The 17182-nt window shown below is 61.6% G+C and carries 9 protein-coding genes, 3 tRNA genes and 1 rRNA gene (1 of these 13 running past the window's edge); 1 reads left to right on the top strand and 12 read right to left on the bottom strand.

Features of this window, described 5'->3' with window-relative positions; translation table 11 throughout:
• Positions 1 to 21: 21 nt before the first annotated feature.
• From GE073_RS20510 to GE073_RS20525, 4 genes are all read right to left on the bottom strand, one after another.
• Complete coding sequence (locus tag GE073_RS20510; RefSeq protein WP_028598332.1) at positions 22 to 1026, bottom strand: aldose 1-epimerase; 1005 nt, start codon at positions 1024 to 1026, stop codon at positions 22 to 24.
• Between the two features lie 173 nt (positions 1027 to 1199).
• On the bottom strand, positions 1200 to 4391 hold the full coding sequence (locus tag GE073_RS20515; RefSeq protein ID WP_153784212.1) for an efflux RND transporter permease subunit: 3192 nt from the start codon (positions 4389 to 4391) through the stop codon (positions 1200 to 1202).
• A 31-nt stretch (positions 4392 to 4422) separates the two neighbouring features.
• The gene (locus GE073_RS20520; protein WP_028598334.1) at positions 4423 to 4860 is read right to left on the bottom strand and encodes a MarR family winged helix-turn-helix transcriptional regulator; all 438 of its coding nucleotides are present in this window, start codon (positions 4858 to 4860) and stop codon (positions 4423 to 4425) included.
• A gap of 401 nt (positions 4861 to 5261) precedes the next feature.
• Positions 5262 to 6206, bottom strand: coding sequence for a helix-turn-helix transcriptional regulator (locus GE073_RS20525; RefSeq protein ID WP_153784213.1), 945 nt, complete (start codon positions 6204 to 6206; stop codon positions 5262 to 5264).
• A gap of 115 nt (positions 6207 to 6321) precedes the next feature.
• Between GE073_RS20525 and GE073_RS20530 the strand changes: the two genes are divergently transcribed.
• A complete protein-coding gene (locus GE073_RS20530) occupies positions 6322 to 6555 on the top strand; it encodes a hypothetical protein (RefSeq protein WP_028598336.1) in 234 nt (77 codons plus the stop codon).
• A 28-nt stretch (positions 6556 to 6583) separates the two neighbouring features.
• On the opposite strand, the gene GE073_RS20535 is transcribed toward GE073_RS20530, so the two are convergent.
• The 8 genes from GE073_RS20535 to GE073_RS20570 all read right to left on the bottom strand — a co-directional run.
• Complete coding sequence (locus GE073_RS20535; RefSeq protein WP_028598337.1) at positions 6584 to 7699, bottom strand: SPL family radical SAM protein; 1116 nt, start codon at positions 7697 to 7699, stop codon at positions 6584 to 6586.
• A gap of 121 nt (positions 7700 to 7820) precedes the next feature.
• Positions 7821 to 8732, bottom strand: coding sequence for an NAD-dependent epimerase/dehydratase family protein (locus GE073_RS20540; protein ID WP_028598338.1), 912 nt, complete (start codon positions 8730 to 8732; stop codon positions 7821 to 7823).
• A 101-nt stretch (positions 8733 to 8833) separates the two neighbouring features.
• Entirely contained in the window at positions 8834 to 11260 is a 2427-nt protein-coding gene (locus tag GE073_RS20545) for a glycosyl hydrolase family 18 protein (RefSeq protein WP_323744208.1), read from the bottom strand.
• A 121-nt stretch (positions 11261 to 11381) separates the two neighbouring features.
• Positions 11382 to 13325 carry a glycosyl hydrolase family 18 protein gene (locus GE073_RS20550; protein WP_153784215.1) on the bottom strand — a complete coding sequence of 648 codons (1944 nt, stop codon included), beginning with the start codon at positions 13323 to 13325 and terminating at the stop codon, positions 11382 to 11384.
• A 640-nt stretch (positions 13326 to 13965) separates the two neighbouring features.
• Positions 13966 to 14040 (bottom strand) — tRNA-Gly (locus GE073_RS20555).
• 7 nt (positions 14041 to 14047) lie between these two features.
• Positions 14048 to 14124, bottom strand: a tRNA-Asp gene (locus tag GE073_RS20560).
• A 33-nt stretch (positions 14125 to 14157) separates the two neighbouring features.
• Positions 14158 to 14234 (bottom strand) — tRNA-Met (locus tag GE073_RS20565).
• 80 nt (positions 14235 to 14314) lie between these two features.
• Positions 14315 to 17182: ribosomal RNA gene (locus GE073_RS20570) — 23S ribosomal RNA — on the bottom strand (it continues 72 nt past the right edge of the window).

Here is a 17182-nt window from a genome sequence, read left to right on the forward strand (position 1 = left end):
GACATTCGCGCTTCCTGCCGCTCAGGAAGGGCGCAACTTCACATACAGGCGGGCCCGCTCCTCCCAGATCTCTCCCGGCTCCAGGCCGAACAGTCCGATCTCCTCCGCAGGCAAGTTCGAATTCGGGGCGTTGACCAGATTGACCTGCGGCTCCGGACAGATGAACTCGCCCCTGCCGCCGTTGTTGTAGAGCATCCACTGCTTGTACGAGGTGCCGACGTCGTAGACAAGCGTCATGCCGCGCTTGCGGTCGGTCAGCTCCATCCGGTTGCGGCCCATCTGCGGCTCCGCCGTATAGTGATGATCGAGCGAGGTCCAGAACGGATCGGCTCCGGCTCCTTTCATCGCCTCTTCCTCCGGAGCGAGCTCCATGAACGCTCCCGTAGGCAGCATGCGCTCGTTCATTTCCCAGCGGCGGCCGGCCGTCAGCTTGAAGCTGTAGTCGCTCTCCTTGCTGCCGGGCGCGAACGGCACGTTCAACGTCGTATGGAAGGCGAGCAGGCAAGGCATCGGCTCGTCGCCGTCATTGCGCACCGCCACCTGCTGCGCCAGCCCGTCCGGACTCAGCGCATAGCGCAGGCGGATCGTGAAGCGGAACGGGAAGCGCCGATAGACCGGATGATCCTCGTCGATGCGGACCGCCACCGTGACGAAGCTTTCGGAGCCCTTGCTGCCGAAGCTCTCGACCTCCCATGGAATCGCATGGAGGAAGCCGTGGAGGTGGTTGTCGCGCTCTCCTTCATTGACCGGCAGCTGGTAGATCCGTCCTCGCCAAGGAAAACGGCCGTCCTCGTAGCGGTTGGGCGGAAAGAGCACCGGAATTCCCCAGACGACGGGATTCTCGCGGAAGCGGGCCAGCTCCTCCTGCGACGGCTCTCGCAAAAACCGGCAGCCGGTGATGCGGTCTTGGAAGGCGATGAGGTTGCCTCCGGTCTCGGGCAGCATGACCGCCTCATAGGCGTCCGCCCTCAGATAGATCGCCCTCTGGCCCTGGTAGATTCCTTCGAACGCACTGCTCGTTGCCATGACACGACCGCTCCTCTCTCTACTCTAGTAGTAGAGTACCATAACGTCGTCGCGATTTACTATGAAAAGAGACGGACGCCGTCCTCCCCGCAACGCGGCAATAGCCCCGAAGCCGAAGCTTCGGGGCTATTGACTGCGATCTGCGCCGAGCGCGGCAGCGGCCGGGAGACGGACTAGCGGTCGGCCGACAGGCTCGGCGCCGGCGCGGGCAGCGGCTGCTCCCGCTCCTCGCGTCCGCCCATGAACGGCCACCAGTTCGCCGCGCCGAACAGGCGCACCATGACCGGGATGAACAGCGGCAGGATCAGCACGGCATACAGGAGCAGGCCGATCAGCACGACCGTCGCGATCTGCATCAGCGACAGCACGCCGGACGGCAGCATCGCCGCGAACGTGCCGCCGAGGATGACCGCGGCCGACAGGATGACGGAGCCCATATGGCGCATCGACAGCAGGATCGCCTCCTGCGGCGGCAGATGCCGGTACTCGCGGAAGCGGTCGAGCAGGAAGATGCTGTAGTCGACGCCCAGCGCGATCAGCAGCACGAAGCTGAAGAACGGCACCGGCCAGCTGATGCCGGAGTAGTCGAGCACCCGGCTGAAGATCGCTTCCGCCGCCGCCATCGACGTGTAGTAGGTAAGCAGCAGCGAGGCCATGATGTAGGCCGGGATGACGAGCGAGCGGAACAGCGCGATCAGGATGAGCGAGATGCCTGCCATCATGAGCACGACCGTGCGCGAGTAATCGGCCTGGGAGATCGTGTTCAGGTCATGCTGCACGCTCGTGATGCCGCCGATCGCATGCTGCGCTCCCGCGTAAGCCGTCCCCTCCAGCCCGCGCTCGATCGCGGCCTCCAGCTCGGGGATCCGGCGGAGCGTCTGCTCCTCGTACGGATTGGAGTCGAAGACGACGTCGAGCGTCGCCATCGTTCCTTGCGGCGAAAGATAGGTTGCCACCGCCTGGCGGAACGACTCGTCCTGAAGCGCCGCATCCGGCAGGTTCCAGCCGGTCAGGCTGCGGCTTGGCGACTTCGACAGCTCCGTCAGATACGACTTCGCCTCCGCGAGGCCGCCGCTCACCCGAGAGATGCCGTCGACGCTCTGGTCGAGGCCGCTCGTCAGCTGGCCGAGCTGCTCGTTCAGCTCGGCGAAGCCTTGCGACAGCTGCCGCTGTCCGCCTTGCAGCTGCTCGAAGCCGGCCGCCACCTGCGGCAGCTTTCCGATCGCCTGGCCCTGGCCGTCCGCCGCTTGCTGAATGCCCTTCTGCAGCGCGTCGAGACCTGCGGCCAGCTCGCGCAGTCCGCCGCCGAGCGCGGCCTGGCCGGCGCTTGCCTGCTCCAGGCCGCCGTTCGCCTTGCCGATGCCGGCAGCCGCTCCGGCCAGCTGGGCATTGGCCTGCTCCAGCCCCGCAGCCGCCTGCTCGGCGCCGCCCTGCAGTCCGGCGAGCGATTGGAGCGCCGCCTGGTATTGCTCGTCGGAGCCGAGCTCCGGATACTTTTCTGCGAGCGCCTCGAACGCCTGCTGCACGCCGCCCAGCCCTTGGGCAAGCTGCCGCTGGCTCGCCGCCAGCCGCTCATACGCGCCATGCAGCTGATCCAACCCGCCGGCAGCCTCGCGATAGCCTTGCAGCAGCCGGTCGCTCGCTTCAGCCAGCTGCACGGCGCTGCCCTGGGCCTGCTTCAGTCCGGCGCTGAGCTCCTTCGCTCCGACGGAGCCGTCCTGCAAGCCTTGCTGGATGCGGCGCAAGCCTTGCTCCAGCTCCTTTACGCCGCCTTGCAGCCTCGCCGTGCCTTGCTCCAGCTCGCCGGCTCCGGCCGCCGCCTTCTCCAGCTTGGGCGCGTTGGCCGCCAGGCTCGAGCTCGCCTCGGACAGCCCTTGGCCGATCCGGTCGAGCCCTTCCGTACTCTGGTCGATGCCGCTCTCGAGCGTGCCCGCCTGGGAGGCGACCTCCAGCTCCTGCAGCGGCTCGCCGGCCGGGCGCGTCGCGCTGCGCACGCTTTTGACGCCCGGCACCTTGCCCAGCTCTCGGCTGACCTGCTCCAGCGCGGCCAGCCCTTCCTTGCCGTCGAAGCTTTTATCCGCCCTCAGCACGACCGTGCTCGGCATCGAGTCGCCAGGCCCGAAGCTGTCCGAGATCAGGTTGAACGCCTTGACCGAATCGTACTTGTCGCCGATCTCTTCCATAGAGTTGAACGAAATCGCGTTGCGGTACGAGAGGAGCAGCGGCACGGCGACGACCGCCAGCACGAGCAGCGCCCAGACCGGGCGGCGCAGCGAGAAGCGGCCCATCCGTCCCCACAGCCGGCTCTCGCTATGCGAGAGCGAGCCTTTTTGCGGCCAAAACAGCGCGTTCCCGAGCACCGCCATGAAAAACGGCACGAGCGTCACGAGCGCGAGCAGGAGCACCGCCACGCCGACCGCGACGGCGACCGCCGAGCGATAGAGGCCGAACGTCGAGAACCCGATCGAGGCGAAGCCGATCAGCACGGCGAGCCCGGAGATGAGCACGGTCCGGCCGGCGTTCCGGTACGTCCGTACGATCGCCTCCGTCCGATCGAGGCCGCTCGCCAGCTCCTCCTTGTAGCGGCTGATCAGCAGGATGCAATAGTCCGTCCCGATGCCGAACAGGATCGCCACCATGAAGATCTGCGTGAACGTGGAGAGCGGGAAGCCGGCGTATTCCGCGAGGAAGGCTACGACCGACTGCGACAGCAGGTAGCTGAGCCCTACGACGACGAGCGGCACGAACGGCGCGACCGCCGAGCGGAAGACGAGGAACAGGATGACGAGAATGAACACGACCGTAATATATTCCGTCTTGGCCAGTCCTTCCATCGAGCTGCGGATCTGATCCTCGTTGATCATCCATTCCGACGTGTAGTAGTGCTCGACCTTGATCGTCGAAGCCGCCTCGACGAGCAGGCTTTGCAGCTCCTGCGGCTCCTTGCCGTCCGCCTCGATCGAGACGAGAGCGAGCATCGTCCTGCCGTCCTTGGCGACGAGCTGATCCTCCAGCTCCTTCCGGTCGAACGGCCCCGTCACCGATGCGATGCCGAGGCTCTCCTTGCCCTTCAGCTCCGCGAGGCCGCTCCGGATCTCCTGCCGGTCGGCATCACTCAGTCCTTCGTCCCGGTGAAAGACGAGCACGGCCGACTTCTCGTCTCCGGCGTCGCCGGCCGCACGGCTCTGCGCTTCCTTCTCCTTGAGCAGCTTCGAAGCGGTCGAGGACGAATAGCCGTCCGGCACCGTGATCTGCCCCTTCTCCCGAACCAGCTGCTGCATATCCGGCGCCAGCAGCATCAAGCCTGCCGCCAGCGCGATCCATAGCGCGAGGACCGCCCACCGCCATTTCAGAATCGTTCTCATGCTCCACGCCCTCTCCCGGCTTGTTTTCTCTTTAGTCCTTCAGCCTGGCCGCCAGATCCTCGAACATCTCGATGAACTGCATGGCTTCTTCTTCCGTAAAGCGAGAAATATAGGCTCCAAGCGTCTCGCCGATGACTTTTCCCGCTTGCTCGGCGACCAGCCGCCCCTCCTCCGTCAGCGACAGATAGGTCACCCGGCGATCCCGGTCATCGGGACGCCGGCGGACGAGCTTCTTGTCGACCAGCTTCGTCGTGATGGACGTGATGCTGCTCTTGCCGACGCAGAACGTATCCGCCAGCTCCGTCGAGGTGCTGTCCGGATGCGCGCTCAAGTAGCGGATGATGCCGAACTGCTCCTGCGTGATTCCTTCCGGCAGCTTGTTCTGGATCAGCGCTCCGAATCTTCGGTTGACCTGAGAGCTCGCTCTTTCGTAGCGCTCAATAATTTCCTTCAGCTTGGTTTCCTGCATTCGCTTCTCCTTTTCGTACAAGTTCTAATATAGAACAATTAGATAATCGAACTTTATCACGAGAAAAAGCCGCCTGTCAAACCGACAGGCGGCATGCCGAACCGGTCGCAGCCAAGCGGCTCGCGGCCTAGCTGCTCGCGGCCAGCTTGTCATGCAGCCCCAAGGTTCCTGCGCAGCCCCACGATTCCTGCGCAGCCCCAGGATCCCCGCGCAGCCCCAGGATCCCCGCGCAGCCCCAGGATCCCCGCGCAGCCCCAGGATCCCCGCGCAGCCTCAAGGTCCTGCGCGCCATCGCGCGCCTTCTATGCCTGCGATCTCTCAAGCGGCGCGCGGCAATCCTCGCTTTGCGCGACCTTCCTTTTGCCATGCCTTTCTTCGCGGAACTTGCGGCGCTCCGCCGCTCAGGAGCGATCCTCATAAAGCTCCACCATGTCCTGAGCCATGCGCCGCATCTCCTGCGCCACCTCGGGCGGATCGAGAATCTTGACGCGGGGACCGTAGCTGAGCAGCCGGGAGTACAGCCAATAGCCTTTGTGGCGGGTGCAGGCGACCTCCAGCCACCCGTCCTCGCGCTGCCGGATCGCCTGCGGCGGATATTCGTCCCGGACGCGCGTCCGGACGGAGGGATGGAACAGCAGGCGAAGCTCGAGCTGCTGCTCTCCGTCCGATTCCCAGCGCCGGTCCAGCTCCTCGATCGTCATCGCATGACGCTCGAACCGCTCCTCCAGCGGCTCCAGCCGCTGGATGCGGTTCAGCCGGAACGTCCGATAATCTTGCCGGAGCCGGCAGAAGCCGTACAAATACCAGACCATATCCCGCAGCACCAGCCCGATCGGCTCGATCTCCCGCTCCGACTCCTTGCCCTCCCAATTCATATAAGCCATATGAATCGCACGGCATTGCTCCAGCGCCTGCCCCAGCTCCTCCAGCATTCTCTTCTCGCGCTTTCCGCCTCGCCACGGATTAAGGTCCAGCACGACCTGGCCGGCGTCCTTCTCCCGTTCGGCGCCTCCCTCGGTACGGCTGAGCAAAGCTCCAACCTTGTCGAGCAGGCGCCCGAGCTGCTGCTCGCTCCACGCGGCCTGAACGCCTTTGAGCGCGATCAGCATGGAGCGCAGCTCCTCCATGCTGAGGTATTGCCGGTCGATCCGGAACGTGTGGAGAATCTCGTAGCCGCCGTCCAGGCCGGGATAGGATACGACCGGCACGCCGGCCGCGTAGAGCGCCTCCAAGTCCCGATAGATCGTGCGCACCGACACCTCGAAGCGCTCGGCGAGCTCCTGGGCGCCGACCCTGCGCCTGCCCAGCAGCAGCATCGTAATGCCGAGCAGCCTCGCCAGCTTCATTTCTCTTCCGCCTCCTTGGCGACCTGCGTTAGTGCTTCCTTGCTTTGGGGTAAGGAAGACAACCCCCTCCTAGCCGATCCGGCAGCGGAGACAACATCGAAAAGAGGTGCTCGACATGACCGACCCGAAAGACAAGTCGCTCCGATCCACGACTCCGTCCGTGGCCGATCGGGACCATCCCGAGCAGTACCCGACGGAAAAAGAAAGCCTGATGGATCAGGATCCCGCCCAGCAGCACGTCGATCCCATCCCCGTCGAGGACCTGACGATCGAGCAGCAGGATGAGAAGGACAAGACGCATACGAAGGATGACTCGTCCAGCGCCCGGAAGTATCGCACGGGCTTCTGAGGCGCTTGTCCTCGCCCCCGGCTCGAGCTTAAAAGGGGAGCGCCATCTGCTCCAGCACTTCCTTGACTGGCCCCCGGCTCGCTTCGGCCGCGGGGTCTTCTCTGCGCGCGGCCAGCCGCTGCCCTAATGAAACGGAGCTGCGCTGCGGCTCGAACGCGGCGAGGCCGCCGTCCGTAGGACCGCATCCGTCCGCCGGGCCGCAGCCCGTAGGGCCGCCGCCCGGCGGCCAGGCGCAGGCCTCCCCGCTCCACCGCCCCGGTTTCTCCACGGCCGGCAGCGAGCACGGCAGCCCGTAAAGCAGCCTCAGCTCCTCGACTCGCGCTCGCAGCTCTTCCTCGTAGCTGCGAATGGCATACGCTCCCTGGAAGATCCGCTCATACTCCGGCACCACTTCCGGAGCCGCTTCGCGAAGCACGCCGTAGTACCAGCCCTTCACCTCGGGCGTCAGCCGCAGCAGCGAGCTCATCAGGAAGAGAGCGCCACAAGCGCGGCTCGCCTGCATCAGCTCCTGCAGGGCGCTTCGGGAATCCGACAGCAGCGGCAGGATCGGGGCGGCGAATACGCCGGCCGGCAGGCCGGCCTCACGAAGCTCGCGAAGCGCCTGCAGGCGCGGCGCTGAGAGCGGAGAGCCCGGCTCCAGACTGCGGATGAGCCGGTCGTCCAGCGTATGGAGACTGATGTTGACCGACAGCACCCGGCACTGCGCGAGCAGGTCCAGATCCCGCAGGATGAGCGGCGAGCGCGTCGTAATCGAGACGGGAACCTGGTAACGGGCGAGCACCTTCAGGCACTCCCGGGTAATTCGGTGAGCGCCCTCGGCCGGCTGATACGGATCGGTAGCCGTGCCGATCGCCACATGCCCGATATCCCGCGCCATCGCAGCCAGGTCGAAGCGATGCCGCGCCGCCATCCGGTGCAGCTGCCCTTCGAGCGCGGCGGCGGCGTTCTCTTTGACGAGAATGCGGCTCTGGAACTCGTCCGCTCCCATGCCGATGAAGGAGTGGAACGCCCTGGCATAGCAGAAGCTGCAGCCATGCATGCAGCCGCGATAGGGATTGATCGACCAGCGGAAAGGCATCTTCTCTTCCTTGACCTTCGTCAGCAGCTGCTTGACTCGTATCAGCTCCGCCTTTGCTGCCGTCATGGCCTGCACCCCCTACAAGCGAACATTTGTTCTATATAGTGGAGTATAACACGCCCCTCCGGCTGCGGCAACCCGCTTCAACGCAAAAACGAGCTGCCGGAGCAGCTCGTCTCGCTCAAAATCAGGACAGGCCGGAATCGCTGCGGCCGGCTCGCTCGAGCCGCTCTTCGGCCAGACGCCCGATCAGTCCGGGCAGCCAGTCCTCCTGCCGCTCGAACCGGAATCCGGCCTTTGCCGCCTTGCCGCCGTCCATATACCAAGAGCCTTCGACTCCATAAGGAGAGCCGTTCTGCTCCGTCACCTCCGTCGTCAGCCGCGGCTGCCTGCCGGTCGCCGAGCCGATCATTCCGGCAAGCTCCCGCAGCGGGATGCTGCCTCCGGAGCAGGCGTTCACCGGACCGCTCAGCGGCGCCGACTTGAGCCAGCTCAGCAGCCGTCCCGCCTCATCGGAGCGGATGAACTGCACCCTCGCGTCCGGCGAAGGCATGCCGATCTCCAAGCCGGCAGCGACCCGCTCCACATGCCAGTGCAGCCTGCGCGTGTAGTCATCTTCCCCGACGACAAAAGGCGGCCGTACAAAGAGGGATTCCATGTCCGCCTGAGCCGCGAGCACCGCCTCCGACTGGCGCTTTCCTTCCGCATAGCTGAGCGAGTGGCGGTCGGTGCCGGTCACGGGATAGCCTTCCGGCAGCCAGTCCTCCTCCCGCTGAGCCTGTTCGGACGGCTCGAAGACCGCGAGCGAGGAGACGAAAACAAACCGCCCCGTCCTTCCGGCGAACGCCTTGCATGCCAGCCGAGCCTCATCCGGCGAGTAGCCGATCATGTCGTAGACGACATCCCACTCCCGGCCCTGGACGGCCGGCAGCAGCGAGCTTTCCTCGCCCCGATCCAACACCAGCCTTTCCGGCTCGCCCTCGTATGTCACCTCCGTCTTGCCGGTGGAGCCGACCGTCACCTCGTGGCCTTCCCGCAGCAGCTCGTCGACCAGATGCTTGCCCATGAGTCTCGTTCCGCCGAGCACCAGAATCCTCATGTCCTCATCCTTTCCTGTTGCCTCCCTTGTCGTATTCGTTCCCACGCGCAAAAAAACCTGCCTCCGGCGATGGAGGCAGGGCAGCTTGCAATTGGGACCGCTCAGGCCAGTTTCCACAGAGCGGGCGTCGTGGCCGGCTCCCATCCCGCCAAGGCGGTATGAGGCTGCAGGCACGCATAGGTCTTGCCGCCGTAGGTTGCTTTGTCCCCGGCTTTGTACGCCGTGCCCGGCGTCCAGGCCGCAGCTCCCGGCGTCGCGCTCGGCGTTGGCGCCGTACTCGGCGATGGCGTCACGCTCGGCGTTGGCGTAGCACTTGGCGTCGGCGTCGGCGTCGCGCTCGGCGTCGGCGTCGCGCTCGGCGATGGCGTCGCGCTTGGCGTCGGCGTCGCGCTCGGCGTCGGCGTCACGCTTGGCGTCGGCGTCGCGCTCGGCGTCGGCGTCGCGCTTGGCGCTGGCGTCGCGCAGGCTCCTACCGCCTTCCATGGTCCATTGGCTCCGCTCAGATCCGGCCGATCTCCTTGCGTCCACCATTTCGCCTCGTAGACCGAACCGTTGTACGAAGCCTTCTGGCCGCCGACATACACCGTCGTCGCACTCCAAGCCGCCGCCGTGCATAGGCCCGGAGTCGGCGTCGGCGTTGCGCTTGGCGTCGGTGTCGCGCTCGGCGTCGGCGTTGCTGTCGGCGTCACGCTTGGCGATGGCGTCGGCGTCGCTCCTGGCGACGGGCTCGGCGCCGTGCCGTACAGCTTTTCATACTCGGCTTTCGAGGAGCTTCCGTTCAACGTCACCCGCTGAGGCCCGCCGGAGAAGTTCAGCTTCATCATGCCCGGAATGTCCAGCGTCGCGCCGTTCGCGATCGTCTGCGTCGCCGTTCCCGTCAGACGGTAGCGGTTGAAGTCCCACGCCGTGGAAATCCGCTCGACCGAACCGGCTCCCCACGCGGAGGTCAGCGTCGTCGTCGTCGGCAGATCGAACTCCAGCTTCCATCCCCCGGCGATATCCTCTCCGGTGTTGTTCGTGATCTTGAGCGAGTATGTGTAGTTCGGATGATCGTAATTGCCGCTGAACGCGATGCTGAAGTTTTTCGGCGCAGGCAGCTGCGGCTTCGCGGCTCCTCCGGGCAGTCCGGCCGTCTTCAGCTTGTTGTAGGCGAATTCGGTCAGCGTATTGCCGTACGTGTACGTTCCGTCGGCCGCCTGCGAGTAGTCGCCGGTCAGCTCCCAGAACATCATGCCGCCCAGGCCCTTTTCCTTGATGTAGTCCAGCTTGTATCCGAGCGATTCCGTGTCCTCATAGGTCAGGAAAACTTTTTTGCTCGCGTTGAACAGGTAAGGCGTTTTTGTCACCGGGTCGAAATAACGCTTGTTGGCCGGGTCTTTGAGCAGATTGAGAATATGCCAAATCGGATTCGCTCCGGCCGGCTGCTCCGGCGCGGGATCGTTCCAGATGCCGAACTCGCCGTCCGCCCCTCCTCCGGTCGTCGGCGCCGTTCCGTACAAGCCGGTGTTGTCGATGCCGCCGTTCACGTTTTTCCAGCCGCGGGAATAGTACGGGACGCCGATGACGATCTTCTCCGGCGGCAGCGTGCCGAGGTAGTAGCGGGTCGCCCAGTCCGTGTTCAGCACCGGCGTGCCGAGCGCGGCCGTTTCCGTGTCGCGGGCGTCCGGATACAAGGCGGAATGAGGACCGACATAACCGTTCCAGGCGCCGTGGAAGTCGTAAGTCATGAGGTTCGCCCAGTCGAGATATTGGTTCGCCTCGCCGAGCTTCATGCCGCCGAGAATCCAGCTCGACGCCGTCGCGGCGACGGTAAGATCGTATTTCTGGTTGTCCTGAGCGCCTGCCGCATCCAGCTTCTCGCGCAGCTTTTTCATCAGCAGGATGTAGTTGTCGTAGTTCACCTTGCGCAGCGGCTCGGCGACCGAGGAGTCATTCGGATTGCCCGATTGGCCCGTGCCCGACGGATATTCCCAGTCGATGTCGACGCCGTTGAACTTGTACGTCCGCAGGAAGTCGATGACGCTGTTTGCGAACGTCTCGCGGCCCGCTTCCGTATTCGCCATATTGTAGAAACCGCCCGAGCCCGCCCAGCCGCCGACCGAGATCAGCGTGCGCACGTCCGGATAGAGCTGCTTGTACTTCACGAGCTGGTTGAAGTGTCCCTTGAACGGAAGCTCGGCGAGCTGCCCCGGATAATCCTTCTCGACAGCCGCCTTGCGGTCCATGATTTCGATCTTGTTCTGAGCGTTTACTTTGGCGAAGGCATAGTTGATGTGCGTAATGCTTCCCCACGGAATCTTGTCGACCGTGTAGAAGCCTTTGTTTTCCTGGTCTCCCCATTCCGGAAAATAAGCGACGATCTTGCGGGGATGGTCGGCTGCCGGGGCAGGTGCCGACGGGCCCGTCCCAGCCGCGGCCTTCGTCAGCGCGATGCCTGGTCCATAAAGCGGAACGAGGACGATCAAGGTCATCAGAGCGGCGAGCAGGCGGGCCGCCGGCTTAGCTTTGCGATAGCTCATGGCGTTCATGCGATTCGATTCCTCCATGCGGATTGATAGATTCGTTGAGGCTGAGCATTGAAAAAGCCCCTTTTCGTCCATTCCAGGTTCGGTTCGGAATGCCGCGAAAAGGGGCTGCAGGCTGGACAGCTTATTTCAGCTTCCAAAGAGCGGGAGTCGTGGCCGGCTCCCAGCCGGCGAGCGAGGTGTGAGGCTGCAGGCAGGCATACGTCTTGCCGCTGTAAGTCACGACATCTCCCGCTTTATACGCTACGCCTGCAGCCCAGGCAGAGGCGCCTGGCGTTGCGGACGGCGTCGGCGTTGCCGTAGGTGTAGGAGTCGCGCTTGGCGTAGGCGTAGGCGTTGCGCTTGGCGTAGGCGTCGCGGTCGGCGTCGGCGTCGCGCTTGGCGTTGCCGTAGGCGTCGCGCTCGGTGTCGGACTTGTCGTTCCGCAAGTGCCGGCTGCCTTCCAAGGACCGTTCGCTCCGCTCAGATCCGGACGATCGCCTTGGGTCCACCACTTCGCTTCGTAAATCGTGCCGTTGTAGGAAGCCTTTTGTCCGCCCGTATAAACCGCCGTCGAGCTCCATGCCGTCACCGTGCACGTACCCGGAGTCGGCGTCGCGGTTGGCGTCGGCGTTGCGCTTGGGCTTGTCGTCGGTGTCGGCGTGACGCTCGGCGTGGCGGTTGGCGTCGGCGTCGCGCTCGGCGTAGCCGTCGGTACCGGCGTCGGCGTTGCGCCCGCATAGCCGAGATCGGAGGCCAGCTTGTTCAGCAGCGTCTTGTTGCGGTCGCCGCTCGTCTCCCAGAACATCGCGCCGGCGAGACCTTTGGATTTCAGGTAGCTCGTCTTGAAGTCGAAGGATTGAACATCGTCATAGCTGATGTACGTGCCGTTGGTCGGATTGTACAGGTAAGGCACCTTAGCGGCATCATTCCAATAGCGCGTGTAGCCGTTCTTGTTGATATAGTTCGCTTCCAGATCATAGAAGTCGTAGCTGCCCTTCTCCCAAGTTCCCGTGGAGGAAATGCCCGCGCAGACTTGGTACTGTCCATTTCCTGCCGTCGGACAGCCGCCCCAGCCTCGACCGTAGAAGGCCATGCCGAGCACGAGCTTGCTTGCCGGTACGCCTTTGGCAAGGTAGGTCGTGACAGCCTTGTCGATGTTGAAGTTCTGCGGATCCGTCAAGCCGCTGGTTGCGGCCGCCGTATCATAGTACAGCGGAGCATTGTGGCCGCTTGTCTTGTTCCAGCTGCCATTGAAGTCATACGTCATGATGTTGATCCAATCGACGATGCTGGCGATTCCGGCCAGGTCGTTGTTCTGGATGTAGGTCGGGCCTGCTCCGGAAGCGATCGTCAACAGATAGTCCTTGCCGTCGACTGCTTCAGCCGCATCGAGCTTCTCCCGGATTTTCTGGAGCAGCAGGACGTAGTTCTGCTTGTCTTCCGGCCGGTAGCTGTTGCCATCCAGGCCGCCGCTGACCGGATATTCCCAGTCGAGATCGACGCCGTCCATTTTGTATTTGCGAATGAAGTCGACCGATGAATTCGCGAATACTTCGCGAGTCGCCGCGGTGGCCGCTACATCGGAGAAGCGGTTCGACCACGTCCAGCCTCCGATCGAAATGACCGTTTTCAAATCCGGGTTTTTGTCCTTGAGCTTCCACAGCTGCTTGAGGTTGCCTTTGATCGGATCGTCCCATTTGTCGTCTCCGAAGCTCTTCTGAGCGTCGATCCATGGATCGCCCAGCACGACCGTACCATTCGGAACGTTGATCGCTTGGCCCGCTTCATTCTGACAGGACCAGGTCGTCGGGTTCGGCCCCGTCGGATCTGGATTGCCGTGCTTTCCGTTCCAGCAAATATCGGCGAAGGCGTAGTTGATGACATTCATTTTGCTGGCATCAATATCCGTCACGTTGTACGCACGGCCGTATGCCGCCCAAGAGGCGTAATACCCTACGATCTTGTAGTTTGATGCGGCGTCGGCCTGCTTCACTCCGGCGCTGAAAGAAGGGATAATCGAAAGGGCTAATGCCGCGACCATTGCCAATGCATAGCTTCTGCGGAATTTACGAGATTTGATGATCATTCATGTCTTGCCTCCCTTATGGATTTCAAGTTATGAAAGCGTTTTACAAGAGCGATAAAATCCATTCCACCTCCGTGCTCCAGCTTCTCCCTCACCTTAATTCCTCTCATGAACATAACGAATCATGTAATTTCAAAATCAATTGACGCAGCCACAACTCGTAGCGGCAAGCAGAGAAACGGCAATTGGTATCGCTTCCTTTTTGGAATCAGCCGGATTCGTCACTTGCCGAACCCGGCATTGATTCAAGCATCCGAGAGCGCATAAATCTCCCGTTCTTACAGTCCATCTTCTTGGGCAGTTTTTATGACATAGGGGGCGGTGAAGGTAGTTCTAATTGTCGGTGAAAAGCAGCGAATCCGCTAGGGGGACAAATCAGAGCGGGCGGGGGAATTTTTTTCTAATCGGGCAGTCAAAGCGCGGCAATAGGGGAAAGATTGTAGCGCGAACGTGAAATTCTTTAAATAACGCGAATTGAATCATTTCGGAGATAAATATAAGAAGGAGTTTGAGAAAACGGCTCCACGCCTAGCTGTTTGGCCTGGCAGCTTCAACCGATTCCATGTCTGAAAGAACAAGGAGGGGGAAATTTTAGTTGTAGACAAAAAAAGCCGCCCCATGGGCAGCTAGTTGAATTCAATGGAGCGGAAGACGGGAATCGAACCCGCGACCCTCGCCTTGGCAAGGCGATGCTCTACCGCTGAGCCACTTCCGCAAATAAATGGCGGAGCTGACGGGATTCGAACCCGCGGTCTCCTGCGTGACAGGCAGGCATGTTAGGCCTCTACACCACAGCTCCGAATGAAGAATCAGTTCTTATGTAGAAAGAGATTGGTTGCGGGGACAGGATTTGAACCTGTGACCTTCGGGTTATGAGCCCGACGAGCTACCGGACTGCTCCACCCCGCGCCAGTAATCATCTCTTCAGGACTTGCGCCCTGAAAACTGGATCGAACGAAATGCCGTGCTGACCGGCTGTTCTTGCTAAGTAGGATAAGCCCTCGACCGATTAGTACTCGTCAGCTGCACACGTTGCCGCGCTTCCACCTCGAGCCTATCGACCTGGTCGTCTTCCAGGGGTCTTACATACTGGGAAATCTCATCTTGAGGGGGGCTTCGCGCTTAGATGCTTTCAGCGCTTATCCCGTCCGTACGTAGCTACCCAGCGGTGCTCCTGGCGGAACAACTGGTACACCAGCGGTACGTCCATCCCGGTCCTCTCGTACTAAGGACAGCTCCTCTCAAATTTCCTACGCCCACGACAGATAGGGACCGAACTGTCTCACGACGTTCTGAACCCAGCTCGCGTACCGCTTTAATGGGCGAACAGCCCAACCCTTGGGACCTACTTCAGCCCCAGGATGCGATGAGCCGACATCGAGGTGCCAAACCTCCCCGTCGATGTGGACTCTTGGGGGAGATAAGCCTGTTATCCCCAGGGTAGCTTTTATCCGTTGAGCGATGGCCCTTCCATTCGGTACCACCGGATCACTAAGCCCGACTTTCGTCCCTGCTCGACTTGTTGGTCTCGCAGTCAAGCTCCCTTATGCCTTTGCACGCTTCGAATGATTTCCAACCATTCTGAGGGAACCTTTGGGCGCCTCCGTTACATTTTAGGAGGCGACCGCCCCAGTCAAACTGCCCGCCTGACACGGTCCCTTCACCGGTTTCACGGTGACAGGTTAGAACTCCGATACGATCAGGGTGGTATCCCAACGGCGCCTCCTCCGAAGCTGGCGCTCCGGCTTCCTAGGCTCCCACCTATCCTGTACAGATCGTACCAAAGTCCAATATCAAGCTGCAGTAAAGCTCCATGGGGTCTTTCCGTCTTGTCGCGGGTAACCTGCATCTTCACAGGTAGTAAAATTTCACCGGATCTCTCGTTGAGACAGCGCCCAAGTCGTTACGCCATTCGTGCGGGTCAGAATTTACCTGACAAGGAATTTCGCTACCTTAGGACCGTTATAGTTACGGCCGCCGTTTACTGGGGCTTCGGTTCACAGCTTCGGGATTGCTCCCTAACCGCTCCCCTTAACCTTCCAGCACCGGGCAGGCGTCAGCCCGTATACTTCGCCTTACGGCTTCGCACAGACCTGTGTTTTTGCTAAACAGTCGCTTGGGCCTTTTCACTGCGGCCCCCTCGGGCTATTCACCCTACCGAGGCACCCCTTCTCCCGAAGTTACGGGGTCATGTTGCCGAGTTCCTTAACGAGAGTTACTCCGCGCGCCTTAGCATGCTCTGCTCGCCTACCTGTGTCGGTTTGCGGTACGGGCACCTTCGCCTGGCTAGAAGCTTTTCTTGGCAGCCGGAGATCATGACCTTCGGTACTGTAAGTTTCCCTCCCCATCACAGCCCAGCCTTACGGTTTGCGGATTTGCCAACAAACCAGCCTCACTGCTTGGACGGACACATCCATCGGTCCGCGTCACTACCCTTCTGCGTCACTCCATTGCTCATAACGGCTTACGGTGGTACAGGAATATCAACCTGTTGTCCTTCGACTACGCCTTTCGGCCTCGCCTTAGGTCCCGACTTACCCTGAGCGGACGAACCTTCCTCAGGAACCCTTAGGCTTACGGCGGATCAGATTCTCACTGATCTTTTCGTTACTCATACCGGCATTCTCACTTGTGTACTGTCCACCAGTCCTTGCGGTCTGACTTCAACCTATACACAACGCTCCCCTACCCAATGCTGCCAAGCTTGCGCTTGCAGCTTTGCCATAGCTTCGGTGGTGTGTTTAGCCCCGTTACATTTTCGGCGCAGAGTCACTCGACCAGTGAGCTATTACGCACTCTTTAAATGGTGGCTGCTTCTAAGCCAACATCCTGGTTGTCTGGGCAACTCCACATCCTTTCCCACTTAACACACACTTGGGGACCTTAGCTGATGATCTGGGCTGTTTCCCTCTTGACGATGGATCTTAGCACTCACCGTCTGACTCCCGGTTATACATGACTGGCATTCGGAGTTTGACTGGACTTGGTAACCCTTGGCGGGCCCCGCACCCAATCAGTGCTCTACCTCCAGCATGCTCAACACCGAGGCTAGCCCTAAAGCTATTTCGGGGAGAACCAGCTATTTCCGAGTTCGATTGGAATTTCTCCGCTACCCCCACCTCATCCCCGAATTTTTCAACATTCGTGGGTTCGGGCCTCCAGTGCGTGTTACCGCACCTTCACCCTGGACAGGGGTAGATCACCCGGTTTCGGGTCTACACCCACGTACTAAAGGCGCCCTATTCAGACTCGCTTTCGCTGCGGCTCCGTCTTCCCGACTTAACCTTGCACGTGAACGTAACTCGCCGGTTCATTCTACAAAAGGCACGCCATCACCCCTATAACGGGCTCTGACTTTTTGTAAGCGCACGGTTTCAGGTTCTATTTCACTCCGCTCCCGCGGTGCTTTTCACCTTTCCCTCACGGTACTGCTTCACTATCGGTCGCCAGAGAGTATTTAGCCTTGGCAGATGGTCCTGCCGGATTCCCACGAGGTTTCACGTGTCTCGCGGTACTCGGGATCCGTCTCGGAGGGAGCAGGCTTTGAGCTACAGGGCTTTTACCTGCTATGGCGGGCCTTTCCAGACCTCTTCGCCTAACCTGTTCCTTTGTAACTCCGTGTGAGACGTCCCACAACCCCAGGCAAGCCCCTGGTTTGGGCTAATCCGCGTTCGCTCGCCGCTACTGACGGAATCACTATTGTTTTCTCTTCCTCAGGGTACTTAGATGTTTCAGTTCCCCTGGTATGCCTCACGCAGCGCTATGAATTCACGCTGCAGTAACTGGGCATTACCCCAGCTGGGTTTCCCCATTCGGAAATCCCCGGATCAACGCTTGCTTACAGCTCCCCGAGGCCT

It is taken from the genome of Paenibacillus sp. B01 (genome assembly GCF_009649995.1).
GTDB lineage: Bacteria > Bacillota > Bacilli > Paenibacillales > Paenibacillaceae > Paenibacillus_O > Paenibacillus_O pasadenensis.

What these genes read in the sequence shown, in the direction of transcription:
- GE073_RS20515 (WP_153784212.1), bottom strand. Translation starts at nt 4,391, where the DNA reads ATGAGAACGATTCTGAAATGGCGGTGGGCGGTCCTCGCGCTATGGATC.
- GE073_RS20525 (WP_153784213.1), bottom strand. Translation starts at nt 6,206, where the DNA reads ATGAAGCTGGCGAGGCTGCTCGGCATTACGATGCTGCTGCTGGGCAGG.
- GE073_RS20530 (WP_028598336.1), top strand. Translation starts at nt 6,322, where the DNA reads ATGACCGACCCGAAAGACAAGTCGCTCCGATCCACGACTCCGTCCGTG.
- GE073_RS20520 (WP_028598334.1), bottom strand. Translation starts at nt 4,860, where the DNA reads ATGCAGGAAACCAAGCTGAAGGAAATTATTGAGCGCTACGAAAGAGCG.
- GE073_RS20550 (WP_153784215.1), bottom strand. Translation starts at nt 13,325, where the DNA reads ATGATCATCAAATCTCGTAAATTCCGCAGAAGCTATGCATTGGCAATG.
- GE073_RS20510 (WP_028598332.1), bottom strand. Translation starts at nt 1,026, where the DNA reads ATGGCAACGAGCAGTGCGTTCGAAGGAATCTACCAGGGCCAGAGGGCG.
- GE073_RS20540 (WP_028598338.1), bottom strand. Translation starts at nt 8,732, where the DNA reads ATGAGGATTCTGGTGCTCGGCGGAACGAGACTCATGGGCAAGCATCTG.
- GE073_RS20535 (WP_028598337.1), bottom strand. Translation starts at nt 7,699, where the DNA reads ATGACGGCAGCAAAGGCGGAGCTGATACGAGTCAAGCAGCTGCTGACG.
- GE073_RS20545 (WP_323744208.1), bottom strand. Translation starts at nt 11,260, where the DNA reads ATGAACGCCATGAGCTATCGCAAAGCTAAGCCGGCGGCCCGCCTGCTC.